Source organism: Haloglomus halophilum, assembly GCF_024298885.1.
GTDB classification, from domain to species: domain Archaea; phylum Halobacteriota; class Halobacteria; order Halobacteriales; family Haloarculaceae; genus Haloglomus; species Haloglomus halophilum.
In genome coordinates this window covers 4,141,157-4,157,272 of record NZ_CP101166.1, presented here as the reverse complement: position 1 = coordinate 4,157,272, position 16,116 = coordinate 4,141,157, and the positions used below count along the sequence as shown (strand labels likewise).

At 66.9% G+C, this 16,116-nt stretch carries 11 protein-coding genes; 3 read left to right on the top strand and 8 right to left on the bottom strand.

Features of this window, described 5'->3' with window-relative positions; genetic code table 11:
* Nucleotides 1-14 precede the first annotated feature (14 nt).
* The 6 genes from NL114_RS20210 to NL114_RS20185 all read right to left on the bottom strand — a co-directional run bounded on the left by NL114_RS20210 (nucleotide 15) and on the right by NL114_RS20185 (nucleotide 10,410).
* Nucleotides 15-1,007, bottom strand: a complete 993-nt coding sequence (locus NL114_RS20210) for a hypothetical protein (protein ID WP_254822721.1) — start codon at nucleotides 1,005-1,007, stop codon at nucleotides 15-17.
* Nucleotides 1,004-2,347 carry a right-handed parallel beta-helix repeat-containing protein gene (locus NL114_RS20205; protein WP_254822720.1) on the bottom strand — a complete coding sequence of 448 codons (1,344 nt, stop codon included), beginning with the start codon at nucleotides 2,345-2,347 and terminating at the stop codon, nucleotides 1,004-1,006. Before NL114_RS20205 ends, NL114_RS20210 begins: the two co-directional genes overlap by 4 nt.
* Before the next feature lie 122 nt (nucleotides 2,348-2,469).
* Complete coding sequence (gene sufD, locus NL114_RS20200) at nucleotides 2,470-3,684, bottom strand: Fe-S cluster assembly protein SufD (RefSeq protein ID WP_254822719.1); 1,215 nt, start codon at nucleotides 3,682-3,684, stop codon at nucleotides 2,470-2,472.
* Nucleotides 3,684-5,114, bottom strand: a complete 1,431-nt coding sequence (sufB, locus tag NL114_RS20195) for a Fe-S cluster assembly protein SufB (RefSeq protein WP_254822718.1) — start codon at nucleotides 5,112-5,114, stop codon at nucleotides 3,684-3,686. The genes sufD and sufB overlap by 1 nt, the downstream gene beginning before the upstream one ends.
* A 48-nt stretch (nucleotides 5,115-5,162) precedes the next feature.
* Nucleotides 5,163-6,086, bottom strand: coding sequence for an ABC transporter ATP-binding protein (locus tag NL114_RS20190; RefSeq protein ID WP_254822717.1), 924 nt, complete (start codon nucleotides 6,084-6,086; stop codon nucleotides 5,163-5,165).
* Between the two features lie 244 nt (nucleotides 6,087-6,330).
* The gene (locus tag NL114_RS20185; RefSeq protein WP_254822716.1) at nucleotides 6,331-10,410 is read right to left on the bottom strand and encodes a DNA polymerase domain-containing protein; all 4,080 of its coding nucleotides are present in this window, start codon (nucleotides 10,408-10,410) and stop codon (nucleotides 6,331-6,333) included.
* Between the two features lie 214 nt (nucleotides 10,411-10,624).
* On the opposite strand from NL114_RS20185, the gene NL114_RS20180 reads away from it, so the two are divergent.
* The 3 genes from NL114_RS20180 to NL114_RS20170 all read left to right on the top strand — a co-directional run bounded on the left by NL114_RS20180 (nucleotide 10,625) and on the right by NL114_RS20170 (nucleotide 11,760).
* Nucleotides 10,625-10,801, top strand: a complete 177-nt coding sequence (locus NL114_RS20180; protein ID WP_254822715.1) for a DUF7331 family protein — start codon at nucleotides 10,625-10,627, stop codon at nucleotides 10,799-10,801.
* Nucleotides 10,802-10,847: 46 nt separating this feature from the next.
* Complete coding sequence (locus NL114_RS20175; protein WP_254822714.1) at nucleotides 10,848-11,261, top strand: DUF7322 domain-containing protein; 414 nt, start codon at nucleotides 10,848-10,850, stop codon at nucleotides 11,259-11,261.
* Between the two features lie 64 nt (nucleotides 11,262-11,325).
* The gene (locus NL114_RS20170) at nucleotides 11,326-11,760 is read left to right on the top strand and encodes a DUF7346 family protein (protein WP_254822713.1); all 435 of its coding nucleotides are present in this window, start codon (nucleotides 11,326-11,328) and stop codon (nucleotides 11,758-11,760) included.
* Nucleotides 11,761-11,851: 91 nt separating this feature from the next.
* Here NL114_RS20170 and rad50 read toward each other — a convergent pair whose 3' ends face one another.
* Nucleotides 11,852-14,593: a DNA double-strand break repair ATPase Rad50 gene (gene rad50, locus NL114_RS20165; protein WP_254822712.1), complete on the bottom strand. Its 2,742-nt coding sequence runs from the start codon at nucleotides 14,591-14,593 to the stop codon at nucleotides 11,852-11,854.
* A complete protein-coding gene (gene mre11 / locus NL114_RS20160) occupies nucleotides 14,590-16,002 on the bottom strand; it encodes a DNA double-strand break repair protein Mre11 (protein WP_254822711.1) in 1,413 nt (470 codons plus the stop codon). Before mre11 ends, rad50 begins: the two co-directional genes overlap by 4 nt.
* Nucleotides 16,003-16,116: the final 114 nt, after the last annotated feature.

Here is a 16,116-nt window from a genome sequence, read left to right as displayed (position 1 = left end):
CGGACCCGTACGTCTCACCGGACCGTGATTGCGTAGGAGAGCGTCACGGGGTCGTCCACTGGTTCGACCAGCAGCGCGGTCGCCCCGCCGCCCGTGGTGAACGGCCCGAAATCGAACGCCGACCACTCGTGGAACGAGGCGGACAGGCTCTCTTCGCTGCCGTCCCAGTAGGACGCCAGCGCGCTGGCGTCGCCCAGATACCAGTTCACCGACCCGCCGTCGACCGCCTCGCCCGCGAAGGCGATGGACACGGCGGCTCCGGTGTCGACCTGACAGAGGTACCCCGTCTCCCGGTCCGAGACGGCCACCGTCCCCGTCAGCGATTCGGACGGGCTCTCGCTCACCGTCTCGAACGGAGTCCGGGCCGTCGGTGTCGGCGACCCGGTGGGGGTCGACGTGGGCGTCGACGTGCTGGTCGTCGTCTCGGTCGTCGTCGACCGAGGGGTGGATGTCGTGGGGGCGACAGCGGCGCTCCCGCCACCAGTGCCACTGCTGCCGCCACTGGCTCCTGCGCCCCCACCGCTTCCACCGTCGCTTCCACCAGTGCTCCCGCCACCGCTCCCGCCTCCGGCGCCACCGTACGTCGCGTCCGTCTTCGGCGCCGGCCGCGCCGTCTCCGTCGGGGTCGGTGACTCGTCGGCCGGCTCCGGCGTCGTGTGGTCGTCCCAGCCGTCGGGTGACACCTGTGTGTCGGTTGGCTCCGGCGAGGCGGTCCGCGTCGGGGATGCGGTGCTCGTCGGGGTGGGGGATGTCGTCTCGGTCGCCGTCTCCGAGGGGGTGGGGCTCGCGCCGCCTGGCCGTCCCATCCGGTTCGAGAGCTGTCCGTCCTCGGCGTCGACCGATTCACGGTCCAGCGGGGCGGCCCGGTCGGCGACGAACGAACAGCCACCCAGCACGGCCGTCGCCACCACGCCCGCGTACCGCGCCAGCGTGCCATCCTCCGCACCGTCGGCGTCGCCCTCGCCTAGCGTGGACCCGCTCGGCGCCGACTCGTCGGGGCGGGTCATTGCGTGGTCGCCTCGCTCAGGGTCTGGGTCGCGGCGACGTGCCACTCCCCACCGTACCAGACCGCCGGCGAGATGTCGCTCCCGTCGACGTGGTACCCCTGGTCCCCCTCGAAGCTCCCTTCGACCGGCGCGAGGTCCTGGGGGAGGATGACGCCGTCACTCCGCACCCGGGTACAGCCGTTGGCGATTGGGTCCTTCGCCAGCAGGTCGGCCTCGGAGCAGTTCTGCGACGGGATGTGGACGTCGGCGTCAGCGCACCCGAACAGCGCGATACCACCGTCGCCGTACCGGCGCATCGTGCAGTTCTGGACCACCACGTGCCGGGAGTCGTGGACGTTGATGCCACGCTGGACCCAGTCGTACGAGTGCGTCGTCGTGCGCGGGTTGATGCCGTGCAGGTAGCAGCCCTCGATGACGAGGCCGTGGGCGTTCTTCCCGTACACCTCCAGGGGGTAGTCCTCGTCGCGGGCGTTCCCCTCGATGTAGACGTTACTCAGGTGGATTCCCTGCCCGCTCCGGATGTCGAACCCGTAGCTGTGGTTGAGTTCCGCGTCACCGCCCTGCACCTTCGTCATGAACCCGCGGAGCCGGAACCCGACGCCCTGACATGCCATCGCCTTGCAGTAGGCGTAGTTCGTGGCGTGGGGGTTCGCGGCGGTGAACTCGCGGAAGCCGTCGCCGCCGGCGTTCCACACCTGGCAGTTCAGGAACGTGTTCCCGAACGAACCCAGCGAGTCGCCGTCGGGACCGGTCCCCTCCTCCAGCGTGATGCCGTGACTCCCCGTCTCGAAGACGACGAGGTTCTGGAACAGATTGTGCGGTGCGCCCTTGATGCGGAGGCCGACGTTCCCCCCGACGAGTTTCAGGTTCTGGAGTATCGGGTGGTTCCGGTAGTCGTACTGGGCGACCCCCTCGACGTGGAAGATGTCCTCGCTGGCGTGGCTCGCGTCCACGACGGACCCCGAGGGGTGCCCGCCCGAGACCATGACCTCCTTCTCGCTGTAGTCGAGGACGATGGGGAACTGCTCGCCCGCCGCCTCGGCGTCGTACGAGGAGTGGACGTGGACGGTGTCTCCGTCGTGGGCGTCGTCCCAGGCGCCCTGGATGGTGTCGTAACCGTCACGACCCACGATCATGTCGCCACCGAGTATCGTCTGGTCTGGGCCGAGCACACAGGCTCTCGAGAGCGTGTCCTCACTGGTAGCGCTGGTGGTTGCGAGCGATGCCGACGACGACCCGGCGGCGCCGGATGCTTGCTGGCCGTACATCCCCACGGCTCCGAGGACTCCCGTGGTCTTGAGGAACGACCGGCGGGTCGCTGACGATGGTGTGCCTTGCATACCTGTACGGGGCCACTCACCACCCATAACTGTTCGATAACCGACAACTAAGCCGGGGCACTTACCGGCGTGTAAGTGGACCGGAGAACGCAGGGAGAGTAGAAGTGAGGGGTGAACGCGCGTTACGCTCGGGCTCGAAGACGCTCGCGGACGCGCTGGGTGAGGTCCTCGCGGAGCTCCTCGACCTCGATCTCCTCGAGGACGGGCACGTAGAACCCCTCCACGAGCATGTTCTTCGCGAGGCGTTCGTTCACGCCGCGCGAGGTCATGTAGAACAGGTCCTGCTGGTCGACCTGTCCGACCGTCGCCGAGTGGCTGGCCTCGGTGTCGTGGTTGTTGATGATGAGCTTCGGCGAGGCGTCAGCCTCGGACTCGTCGCTCAGCATCAGCGTGTTCTCGCGCTGGTAGCTGCTGGTGTCCCAGGCTTCCTTGCCGACGTTCTGGACGCCCTCGTAGACCGAGCGGGCGTGGTCGTCGATGACGCCACGCGTGACCAGGTCGGCCGTCGTGTGCTCGGCGTTGTGCCAGACACGGGCATCGATGTCGAAGTGCTGGTCGTCGTGGCCGTAGAAGGCGCCGACCATCTTCGTCTCCGAGGAGTCACCGTTCAGGTGGGTCTCCACGGAGGCCTTCGTCAGCCGCGAGCCGATGTTGACGTCGATGAAGTCGACCGTCCCGTAGGTGTCGACCTCGGCCTCCTTCAGCTGGTAGTTGTAGGTGGTCTGGTCGAGGTCCTGGAGACTGCCGTACTGGACGTAGGCGTTCTCCCCGCCGACGATCTCGGTCAGGCCGGAGTAGTAGCGTGCGCCGTCGAGGTCGTCGCCGGTCTCCTGGCGCTCCAGGATGGTGACCGACGCGGACTTCTCCGTGACGACGAGGGTGTAGTTGAACAGCGACCGGCCGTTCATCGTCGTCCGGATGGTGACATCCTCGGCGTCGACGCCCTCGGGGACGAAGATGACCGTCCCCGTGCTGAACAGCGCCGTCGACAGCGCCGTCAGGTAGTTGGTCTCCGGGTCGACGACGGAGCCGAAGGCCTCGCGGACGAGCGACTCCTCGCGCTCGACGGCCTCGTGGAACGGGAGGACGTCGATGCCCTCGTCGGCCTCCCATTCCTTCTCCTCGGTCTGGGAGAACGGGTCGACCATCGACTCGTAGTCGAGGTCGGCCAGGTCCGTCCACGTGCGGCCGGGCGTCTGGATGACGTCCGGGAACGGCAGCTCGTCGAGCGCCTCCAGGGCATCGAGGCGCTGCTGGAGCAGCCACTCGGGCTCGTCGCGGGCCTCGCTCAGCTCGCGGACCGTCTCCTCGCTGATGGTTTCCAGTTGTACCGACATCAGCCCAGCGACCCCTCCATCTCGAGTTCGATGAGGCGGTTGAGCTCGACGGCGTACTCGATTGGCAGTTCCTCCGTGATGGGCTCGATGAAGCCGGCGACGATCATCTGCTTGGCGTCGTCGTCGTCGAGGCCGCGCGACTGCAGGTAGAACACGTCCTCGTCGCCGATCTTGCCGACGGTCGCCTCGTGAGCGACGTCGACCTTCGACTCCTCGATCTCCATGTACGGCATCGTGTCGGAGGTCGACTCGTTGTCGAACATCAGCGCGTCACACTCGACCGACGTGGAGGAGTTCTCCGCGCCGTCGGCGATGTGGACGAGACCGCGGTAGTTCGTCCGACCGCCGTCCTTGGCGATGGACTTGGACTCGATGGTGGACTTCGTGTTCGGCGCGTTATGATACACCTTCGCGCCGGTGTCGATGTCCTGGCCCTCGCCAGCGAAGGCGATGGTGATGTGGTTGTCCGTGGCGCCGGGGCCCTTCAGGATGGTCGACGGGTACAGCATCGTCGCCTTCGAGCCCATCGAGCCGGAGACCCACTCCATCGTGGCGTCCTTCTCGGCGATGGCGCGCTTCGTGTTCAGGTTGTACGTGTTCTTCGACCAGTTCTGGACGGTCGAGTACTGGACGTGGGCGCCCTCGCGGACGAACACCTCCACGCCGCCGGAGTGGAGGTTGAACTCCGAGTACTTCGGGGCCGAACAGCCCTCGATGTAGTGGACCTCGGAGTTCTCCTCGGCGATGATGAGCGTGTGCTCGAACTGGCCCATCCCCTCGCTGTTCATCCGGAAGTACGCCTGGACCGGCATGTTGACGGTCGTGTCCTCCGGGATGTAGACGAACGAGCCGCCGGACCAGATGGCGCCGTGGAGCGCGGCGAACTTGTTGTCGCTCGGGGGGACGCACTTCGTCATGAAGTGCTCCTTGACGATCTCCTCGTGCTCCTGGACCGCCTTGTCCATGTCACAGAAGATGACGCCCTTCTCCTCCCACTGCTCCTGCATGTTCTGGTAGACGATCTCGGACTCGTACTGGGCGCCGACGCCCGACAGGGCGTTCTTCTCGGCCTCCGGGATGCCCAGCTTGTCGAACGTGTCCTTGATGTCCTCGGGGAGGTCCTCCCAGTCGTCGACGCCGCCGCGCGTGTCGATGTCCGGACGGATGTACGGGACGATCTCGTCGATGTCCACCTCCGAGAGGTCCGGCTGGCCGGGCCAGTCGGTCGGCATCGGCATCTCCTGGAACTGGCGCAGCGCGCGCAGGCGCCGCTCCAGCATCCACTCGGGCTCGTCCTTGTCCTCACTGATGACCCGGATGGTCTCCTCGGTCAGGCCCTTCTCGGACTTGAACGCCGAGGCCTCGTCCTTCTTGAACTCGAAGCGGGCCTCGGTGTCGGTCTCCTGTAGATGGTCTTGATCTGAACTCATGTGTTGTGTGTGGGTTGGGGTCGCGTACTCTTGAGGCTGTTCACGGTATCAGGCCGTCTCGAACGCTTCCTCGCGGACCCAGTCGTACCCCTCGTCCTCCAGCTTCTCGGCCAGGGAGGAGTCGCCGCTCTTGACGACCTGCCCGTCCAGCATGATGTGGACGTGGTCGGGCTCGACGTAGTCGAGGATGCGCTGGTAGTGCGTGATCTGGAGGATGCCGGTTCCCTGCTCGTCACGGAGCGCGTTGATGCCCTTCGAAACGTCCTGGAGCCGGTCGATGTCCAGTCCGGAGTCGATCTCGTCCAGCACCGCGACGGACGGCTCGAGGATGGCGGCCTGCAGGACCTCGTTCTGCTTCTTCTCGCCGCCGGAGAAGCCGGCGTTCAGGTAGCGCTGGGCGAACCGCTCGTCCATGTCCAGCTGCTCCATCTTCTCGGCCAGGAGCTCTTGGAACTCGGCGACACCGACCTCGCCCTCGTCGGCGGGGCCCTCCATCGGGGAGGTGTCGTACCCCTCGTCCTCCTCGTCGTCGGGGCTGGCTTGGGCGTCTTCTTCCTCGTCCTCGAAGAGCTCCTCGCGCTCCTCGAGCTTGGCGTTGAGTGCCGTCCGGAGGAAGTTGACCATCGTCACGCCCTCGATCTCGGCCGGGTACTGGAAGCCCAGGAAGACACCGAGCGCCGCACGCTCGTTGGGCTCCAGGTCGAGCAGGTTCCAGGTGCGCTTGTCCTCGGGGATCTCGAAGTCCTCGCCGAAGTCACCCTCCTCCAGGTGGAGCAGGACCTCGCCGTCGGTCACGTCGTAGGCCGGGTGGCCCGCGATGATCTTCGCCGTGGTGGACTTGCCCGAGCCGTTCGGGCCCATCAGCGCGTGGATCTCGCCGGACGATACTTCCAGGTCGACACCACGAAGGATGGTCTCCCCACCCTCCTCGGCGACCTCCGCATGCAGGTTCTTGAGTTCTAGCGTTGCCATGATGAATACCTTCGGTCGACCAAAACTCCGGGTCTGACGGGCATAATGGTTTCGGGTTTCCACGTCAGTGTTCGCGATTCGAAAACGAAATCTTCCGTCTATGAAAACCGGTATCACACGGCCGGGACTGGCCGGAGGGAACCGTACTCGGTGGAACTCTCTCCGAAGGGGCGGTATATGCGGACAATATATATCACCAATGCTATACGGAGACCATATTCGAGAAGTGTTCAGTATTATTCGGTTACATGAACGACCCGAGGCCGGTCTGCTCCTGCCCACTTTCGACCTCCTGCCAGGAGACGCCCAGTGCCTCCAGGATGCGCGCGATGGGACCTTTCAGCGTCTTCTCCAACATCTTCTCGTAGTCGACGTGGAACTCCTCGGGCACCTGGTCGGCGAACTCGAAGCAGATGACGTCCGGGTCGCGCTTGAATTCGCCGTACAGCGGGTCGGCGTGCGGGTCCAGCCCCTCCTCCTCCTCGATACGCTCGAAGAACGAGGCGTCCACGTTCTCCAGATAGAGTCGCATGGGCTTCGACCCGCGCCCGAAGTTCGTCCCGAGCAGCAGGTTGGCGTACTTCGCTCCGCGGACCTGTGCGGTGGCGGTGTCGTACGCGTCCAGCTTCTTCCCGATGCCGCCGGGGATGCCGATGTCGTCCAGGTCCGCGTTCTCCTCTTTGAACGACTCGATCTCCTCGTGGACGTACGTCCGCACGTCCTCCAGGTCCGCGCCCGTGACGATCATCTCGATGACGCGGTGCTGGACGCGCTTGGTGACGGGCGCGATGTCCGAGCGCTTGTACTCGAAGCCCGTGATGTCGATGTCGTCGACGTCCTTGCCCTCCTTCCAGACGATGTGGCCGGCGTAGCGCTTCTTCTTGCCCGCCTGGAAGAACCGTCGGTAGAGCTTCTCGAACTCGATCTGGAAGCGGTGGTGGGCGGCGTCGAGCTGTTCCATCGCGAACTCGTCGTACGAGTCGTTGATCTGTTCCTCCAGTTCGAACGACCGCTCGATGGCGGTCTCCTTGTCTATCCCACCACCGAACTCGACCATCACGCTGTCTGTGTCCCCGTAAACTATCTCCTGGTCGTTCTCTTCAACGATATCGCTCGTATATTCGATAACTTCTCGGCCCGTAGCAGTCACCGCCGCCCCCATCTCCTTGTCGTAGAGTCGGAAGCGGTCCCAGCCCAGGACGCCGTAGAGTGATTGCCCAACGAACTGGAACTTGCCGTTCCGGCCGGCCATGAGGGTGTGGTTGTCCTCGACGGTGACACAGTAGACGCCGCTGTCGGCGGTACTGCTCCCCCCCGACCGGTGCATGCGGAAGCTGTTCTTGCCGTCCTCGGTGCAGTAGATACGCCAGGAGCCGCTATCGTGGTTGACGCTCGGCGTGAGCCCCAGATGAACGCAGAGACGCAAGACATCGTCCCGGAGTGATTCGCTCGATGTGGTGTACCGCCAGCTGTTCGGCTGCCTGTCGCCGTCGCCAGCGATGAGCGTGTTCAGGAACCGCTCTTTCTGTTCCCGACTCGCCTCGAAGACGAACGCCGGAATCCGCTTCTCGAAGCTATCCCCGCCACACGTCTCCTCCAGCCACTCACCGAGGAGCTTCGACGTGAACTGGTAGCTCCTGTCGTCGACGTAGTAGTCGAAACCCATCCGGTCGAGCAGACCGCCGATCGCGGCGTGGTCACTCTCACTGGTGCCACCGTCGGCAACCGCCTCCTGTGCGATCTGAACCGTCGTTGCGCTCCCGCGGAAGTTCTCCCCGAACTGCTTGTCCTCGGACGCGTAGACGTTCCCCTCCGTGATGTACCAGGCCAGCAACTCCAGGAAGTCGTCCCCGTCGTAGTACCGCGGAATCCACTTCCGACCACGCTCGGCGTGAACGTAGAAGGTGGAGCAGTGTTCGTCGAGGTACTCGCGGTGTTCCTCGAACTCCTCGGCGGTGAACACGTACCCCGTTCCATCCTCGCCTTGCTTCTCCATCTTGTCCGGATACCAGCCGACCTCCGCAGCGAGGGTATGGCCGTGAACGTCGTTATCAGCCCAGATTTCGAACTCGCCGTCGAGCCACTCGATGAGGTCGACCTGCTCCAGACGCGACCCGTCCGGCCCTTCCCAGTCGTGTGGCAACTCGTAGTGCGACGATTCGTTCAGGTCACCGGCCTCGACGAATCGGTAGTCGTCCCAGGACACACCGTTCGTGTCGTCCTTTCGGACCAGCATCCGGTGGTTCGGCGTCACACTGAAGTCGACCTTGCTGGTCTCGATGTCCACCAGCTCCCCACGGTAGTCGGGATACCCTTGCGTCTCGATGACCGGCTTCACTTCCATCTGCATCGTCTCCGGGTCGAGCGAGTACACTTCGTCACCCACGTCGAGGTCGCGGATGTTCCGAACGCCTGCCGGCGTCAGCACCTCGGTATCTGGAGTGAAGCAGTTCATAATAACCTTGACAGCTTGCTGCTGCCGGTCGTACTGCTCGTACGGGTCCGTTCCGGGTTCGTGGTCGTTGCGGAGGCCCTTCTTCTCCTCGCGCTCGGTCAGCAGGTCGTCGACCATCGTCCGGATGATGCCGTCCGGCTCCTTGCGGAACTGCGTCCCGTTGGGGGCGTGGTAGGTCTCCCCGTCGTAGTCATCGCCGACCTTCGTCTCCGGCGACGCGTTGATGGTCACCATCGACATCGGGTAGAGCGATTTGAGGTCCAGCACCGAGACGTTCTCCTTGACGCCCGTGATGGGATCGAAGACGGCACCGCCCTCGTAGTCCTCGGCCTCGACGCTCCCTTTCGAGGGGAGGACGAAGTTCCCGAACACCTCGTGGAGGATGTACATGTCCACGGCGTCGCCGGGCGTGGTGGCGTCCTCCAGCTTGCAGCCGACGAAGGAGGCGACCTCCTGCCAGAACGGGACGATCTCCTGCTTGCGGTCCAGTTCGACACACAGCTCGACGTCGCGGAGGTTGTACTCCAGCAGGCGCTCGGGGTCGTCCTCCCAGAGGTCGCCGATGTCGCCGGGGTAGCGCTCCTTCCCCACGTCGAGTTCCGTCTCGCCGACCGCGTCCAGCCGGTAGCTGTCGAGTTCCGTGAACTGCGTGCGCTTGTAGGCGTACAGCAGGTCGAAGACGACGCGCCCCTTCACGTTCGGCCCCTGCCAGTCCGAGCGCCAGACCTCGTTCACGCGCGAGGTCGGGTCGATGGCGAGGTCGTTTTCGGGCGTCGCGAGTTCCTCGATTCGGTCCAGCAGGTAGGGGGCGTCGAAGTCCGTGAAGTTCCAGCCCGTCAGCACGTCGGGGTCTGTCTCCCGGATGTAGTCGACGAACTCGCTCAGCATCGCCTCCTCGCGCTCGAACGACCGGACCTCGACCTCGAGGTCGTCCTCGATGGGCTCGTAGCCCGGCAATCCGTCCGGGCCCTCGATGCCGTCGGGCGCGGTGTAGAGCCAGACGACGTACTCGTCGTCGTAGGAGTCGTGCGAGGTGAGACAGACGATGGGTTCCTCCCCATCCTCGGGAAAGCCCCGGCGGTCGTCGACCTCGATGTCGAATGTGCAGACGCGCGGCTCGACGTCCATCTCGACGGGTTCGAGTTCGGCGTGGTGGACGTCGATAGGCGCGCCGCCGTCGCTGTCGCCGTCCTCGTTCCCGTCGCCGTCGTCCTCGCGACGCACCGGCACGCGAACACCCGACCGGATGTCCCGGTCGATGAGCAGCCGGTTCGGGAAGAGGATGTCCGCCTCGTAATGGTCGAAGCGGTCGCGAAGTTGCCCCACATCCCGGGGGGTCTGCCCGGTTATCTTCAGCAGGCGCTCGCCCCGGATGCTCTCGAACGGCTCGCCGTCCGCGCCGGTGAGGTAGCGCCCCGTCAGCCGGTCGAACTGCTGCTCGGGGTCCTGCATCGGGTCGAGGTCGTCCTCGGTCCACTCCGCCGGGTCCTTCTCGGCGGCCGCGGCGTCGGTCACGAAGTTCGACAGCGGCGCGTAGAAGTACGGCTCGAACTCGTGAACCCGGACGTGGACCGGTTCGCGGTCCGCGTTCCGCCCGAACACGTGGAGCACGGGCCGCTCCTCGTCGCCACGGCCCTCGATGGTGTAGTCGACCTGTGTCACCGCGAGCGTGGTCGTGCCGTCGGCGTCGGGGTAGCGCCGCTCGGCCATGTCGACGACCGCCGTGCTGTCGCCGTTGCCGCCGTTCCCGGCGACCGCCTCGGCGATCTCCGCCTCGGTCTCGCGCCCTGGTCCCTCGCCGTCGTCCCCGTCCTCGTCCGCACCGGCGCTCCCGAAGTCGGTCAGCGATTGCTGGGAGTCCTCGGCCATTGTCGGCGTTCCGGCGTACGGGGTGAAAAAGGCACGTATCGGGCGCCGGCGCCGGGTCGAGTCGGGTCCTCGACCCGGGCGTTGTTCCGGGGCGTCCCGCTCCGTCCGGGCACGGACCCTCGTCCGCCGGCGGGCCGAGGCCGGGTTCTGAGTCCGATAATGCCCACAAGGGATATATGTGTGTCAATACTTCCCACGTCTGGGTAGAACCACCATGCCTGACCCCGACGCCGATGTCGATGCGGAGTGGGATAGCCCCGAGAGCGAGGCCGACGCTGTCGCCACGACAGAGGCCTACGAGACGGACTCGGGCGTGGTGCTCTACGACGCCGAGAACCCGCTCGCGTGGATCCAGGCCGACAACGCCTGCCAGGTGCAGGAGATGGCCTGAACCGCGCCGAGAAACGCTTTTGCGGCCACACCTCCTCGACCGACGCGTGAGCGATGGCGACCCGTGGCCGGACGAACCCGACGAGCCCACCAACCCCGGGAAGAAGTACCTCGACCGGTTCGACCCCGAGGCAGAGGCCCCCGAACCGGACCCGGAGGCCGACCTCGCGCCGGACATCCCCGACGAGAGCAAGGTTCCGGAGGGGCTGTTCCGTGCGTTCTGGGGCCTCGTCGCCACCATCAATCTCGGCCTGTTCGCCGCGAGCCTCGGACTGATGCTCGTCGTCTTCCGCGGCGAACTCCGCAACGGCGGCGCCGTCTTCCTGCTCGGCATCGCCGCACTCGCCTACGCCGGCTGGAAGTACCGGGAGGTCCAGTCGACCGACTACGGCGACGATGCCGAGGCCGATGAGGGCGACGCCGACACGGACGCCGAGGGTCGCCCGCCCGCCGACGACTGAGGCGACCGCCGGGGACGCCAGCGGCACCGCAATCCTCACGCCTGTCCAACTGCTACGGGGCCTCGTGCAGCCCGTCGAGGACACCGATGGCCGTCGCTACCTCCTCGTGAAACGCTCCGGGGAGTCCAGCCTCGTCCGCGACCCGACCACCGGCAGCGAGGCGTACCTGCCGAACGAGGAGCTCAGCTCCGTCGAGGCGTCCGGGCTCGAACTCGCGGCCGAGGCGGTCCCCGCGCCGGTCCGCCGGGTCCTGCGCGCCGTCCACAACGACCGCGCGCTGGGCCTCCTGCTCACGCTGGAGGACCGCGGGCCGACGGACGTTCGGACCCTCCTCGACCGAACGGACCTCTGCGAGTCCGACCTCCACGGCCTCCTCGGGGAGTTCCGCGCCGCTGGCCTCGTCGTCGAGGCGGACGTCCTGGGCGAGCGCGGCTACGAGACCACCGATGTCGCGAGCGAGGGCCTCGACCTGCTTCGAGAGGACGAGGCGAGGGAGTAATCAGTTATCGAGATATCCCACGCTACGGAAGGAAAATTTCGAGAGAAACCGGCAATTTCGGGTCTATCCTGCAAACTCGACATCCTGAACGTCAGTCGTCGCCTTCCACGGCTTCCGACTCCAGCGCGCCCGGCTCGACGGCGTTCGTTCGCTCGACCCGCGAGCGGTTGCTGGTCGGGTCCTTCGCCACGCGCACGAGGTCGTCGGCCGCGCCGACGAGTTCCTCGTCGTGGCTCACGACGAGAATCTGCTCGACGCCGAGGTCACGCATCGACTCGACCAGGTCGACCAGCTTCGAGACGTGGCCCGAATCGAGGAACACGGTCGGCTCGTCGAGGATGAGCGGCGGCATCGGCGCGGTTCCCTCGATACCCTCGGCGAGCAGCCGATAGATGGCACACCGCAACGAGAGGTTGAACAGCGCCCGCTCGCCGCCCGAGAGCTGCTCGGGTTCCAGCGGCTCGTCGTCCTTCTGGAAGACGGTCAGCTCGTACGAGCCGTCCAGTTCGATGTGCGAGTAGGCGTCGTTCGTGTACACCAGGTCGAACGTCTCGTTGAGCAGCCGTTCCAGCTTCTCGACGTTCTGCTGGCGGAGTTCGGCCCGCAGGTCGGCGTACATCGACTCCAGCCGTTCGGCCTCCTGGTACAGCGAGCCGAGGTTCTCGACCGTCTCGGCGAGGTCGTCACGGCGCTCGCGCAGGTCCTCCAGCGCCTCGATCTCGTTCTCCGTCGCGCCGATGGCGCCCTGCAGGTCGTCGCGGCGCTCCCGCAGGGCCTCCAGCTTGCCGCTGGCCTGCTCGATGTACTGCTCGGCACGTTCGAGTTCCCCTTCGGCGTGTTCGACGCGGTCCTCGTCGAACTCCGCCTCGAGTTCGGCCTTCCGGTCACGCTTGTCTGCGAGCGACTCGCGCCGGAGTTCGTTCTCGCTGGCGAGCGACTCGCGGCGCTCGCGGAGGCGCTCGATCTCGGTCTCGACCTCGTCGGCCCCATCGAGCGCGTCGGCTGCCTCGTCCAGCAGGCCGCGGCGCTGTTTCAGCGTCGCCTTCTCGCCGTTCAACTGCCCGATAGCGCCCTTCGCGGCCTCGGCCTGCTCCTCTGCGGCCTCTGCGGCCTCGCGCTTCGTCTCGGCTGCCTCGTCCAGTTCCGCGGCCTGCTCGCGCAGGTCGTCGACCCGCTCTTCGTCGTCGTCGAGCCCCTGCTCGCGCTCCGCGAGGAGTTCCCGGGCGCTCTCGCGTTCGCCCTGGGCCTGCTCGAGTTCGTCGGCCCGTTCGGCGAGCGCCTCGGCCGCCTCCAGCGCATCCTCCCGCTCCGTGACGGTCTCGCGGGCCGACTCGAGTTCCGACTCGAGTTCCACGACGCGTTCGCGGTCCTCGTCGACGCGCTCGACGTGCGGGGAGTCCTCGACCGGCTGGCCACACTCGGGACACTTCCCCTCGGCAAGCAGTTCCTCGGCCTCCGTGACCCGCTCGCGCGCGTGCTCGAGGTCGCCTTCCAGCGACGTGACCTGCTCGCGCGCCTCCGCGAGCGCATCGCGTCGCTGCTCGACCAGCGCGTCCGCACCGTCGGGGTCGCAGGGAGCGTCCTCGAAGCTGGCCTCCAGTTCGGCGATTCGCTCGTCCAGTTCGGCGAGCTGTTCACGCTGCTGGGCGACCGTCTCGCGGGCCGCCTCCAGTTCGGCCGCGAGTTCGTCGGCCTCCTCGCGCTTTTCCTCGGCCTCGGTCGCGAGTTCCTCGGCTCGCTCCCGAGCCGTCTCGGCGTCGCTCGCGTACTCCTGCTTCTCCAGCAGTCGCTCCTGGATGCGGTCGTTCACGTCCTCGATGCGCGTCTCGAGCGCCGCGACTGCGGCGTCGAGCGACTCGGAATCGGGGTCCGCGGGCCCCACGTCGACCTCGACACCGGGGCTGTCGTCGCCGTTGCCCGTTTCGACGGCCGCCCGGACTGCCTCGCGCGCGGTCTCGCGGTGCTCCTCGGCGGCCGTCGTCAGCTCCGCGATGCGCTCGGCCGCCTCCTCGCGTTCCCCCTCGCCCGCGGCGATCTCGGATTCGAGGTCGTCGATCTCTGCGGCGAGCTCCGCGATCTCCTCGCGCCTGGCCTCGTGGTTCTCCAGGATCTCCTCGGCCTGCGCCTTCGTGTCGCGGGCGTTCTCCAGCCCACGCTCTTTCTCCTCGATGTCGTTCCGAACCTCGCTCAACTCGCTTTGCAACCCGTTCAGCTGCTCGTGGAGCCCCTTCTCCTCCTTGGCCTCGATCTCGCGTTCCTTCTCCGCCAGCAGCTCCTGTTTCCCGTCGCGGACGCGCTTGACACCCACGCGGGCGTCCGAGGCCCGCTCCCGGTACTCCTCCAGCGTCCCGAGCTGGAGGAGGTCGTCGATCATGTCCTGCCGGGTCGACGGGTCGGCGTTGATGAGCTTGTTCACCTCGCCCTGCCGGACGTACGCGCAGTTGACGAACGCGTCCGTGTCCATCCGCAGGAGGTCGGTCACGTACGCTCGAACGTCCTTCACGCCCTCGATGGGCCCCTCGGGCGTCTCCAGCACGCACTTGTCGTTGGTGGCGCCACCGCCGCGGAGTTTGACGCGGCGCTCGATGTGGTAGTCGGTGCCCCCGTGTGCGAACCAGAGTTCGACCCTCGCCGCCTCGGCGCCGGTCGTGACCACCTCGTCGAGATTCGCATCGAGTGCCCGGTGGCCGTACAGCGCGAAGAAGCAGGCCTCCAGTAGCGAGGACTTGCCGCTCCCGTTCACGCCGTGGACCACGGTCACGCCGGGGTCGAGCGTGAGGTCGGCGTCGGCGTAGCACTTGAAGTTCTCCAGGACGACACGCCGGAACCTCACGCGAAATCACCCAGCGAACCCTGGCCGTCGGTACCCGACTCCTCGGTCTCCGCCTCGGCTGTCGCCGTCGCACTGTCCGCCTCGCCCTCGCCGTTGGCGTTGGTCTTGGTGTCGGCGTTGGCGTCGGCGTTGGCGTCGCTGTCGCTCTCTCCATTGGCATCGGCGTCGCCACCGTCGCCGGCCAGTTTCTCGGCCGCGGTTCCGGTCTGCTCGGCCGTCGTCTCGGAGACGTCCGGCGCGGGCCGGAACGCCGACGCCTCCCCCTCGTCGACGAGGTCGCGGACCCGCTGTTCCACGTCGTCGGCGACCCGGGAGTCGGGCGTCTTGCTCTCGCGGACCGTCTCGTCCAGCGTCCGGGCGGCGCTGCTCAGTCCGAGTTCACGGACGCGCTCGCGGACGGCCTCGTCGGGGTCCGCGAACGACACCTCGACCTCCTCGCCCGCTCGGTCGAACTCCCGGCGGTCGTTCACCCGGGCGACGAGCGCGCCCTGCTCGTTCATCCGCTCCTCGACCTGCGCCGGGGCGACCCGCTCGCCCGCCCCCGTGATGGTCACGACCGCGACGGCGTCGTCCAGGTCGTACTGGGTCACCTGTTCGTTCACGCGCTCGACACCCTCGCCGTCCTGCAACTCGACGTCGATGAATCGGAACTCCCGGGTCGGCAGCGAGCGCCGGGTGATGTGGACGCCGTCGGCCCCCGTGCCGTCGAAGCTGACGAGGTTGTAGCCGCGGTCCTCGCGCTCGTCCGCGCTCGCGCGCTCGGTCGACCCGCAGTAGGTGACCCACGCGTCGACGCCGTCACCGCCGTCCGTACCACCCTCCTCTCCGTCGTCCGGTTCGAGCCGCTCTCGCCCGGGTTTGTGGTTGTCACCGAGCAGCATCGCGTCGAAGTCGACGCTGGCCTCGGCCAGCACCTCGCGGGCGTCCCAGTCGCCGTGGTCGAACGGCTGGAACAGGCCGTGTGTGACCAGCGCCGCGTGGGCGGCGTCGTGGTCGGCGAACTCGTACTCGAGAGCGTCGCGCTGGGACCGGGGGACGAAATCCAGCCCGTACACCGCCACGTCGCCCACCACCCGGGGCTGGTCGCCCAGCCGCTCGGCGTAGCCCAGCGACGCGAACAGGTCGAGCCACTGGGCGTCGCGCTTCGTCTCGTGGTTCCCGACCACGGCGAGGAAGGGGATGCCCGCCTCGTCCAGGTCGCGCAGGACGGCGATGGTGCCCATCAGGTCCACCAGTTCAGGTCGCCGGTCGTGGAACAGGTCGCCCGCGTGGATGACGGCGTCCACGTCCGCCTCGATGGCGTCCCGGACGACCTGCTGGAAGGCCGCCATGAAGTCCTGCCGGCGTGCCGGCTCGTTGTACTGCCGGTAGCCGAGATGGGTGTCCCCCGTGTGGAGCAGCCGCGTCATGCGAGCGGGTTGGTCGGGTCCCCGTAAGAACGTGTCGTGGGCTCGGTGGAAGTGGAATCCCTGTGCCACGAGGCCCGGTCGGCGACCGGGGGAACGGGCCGACGTTTCATACTG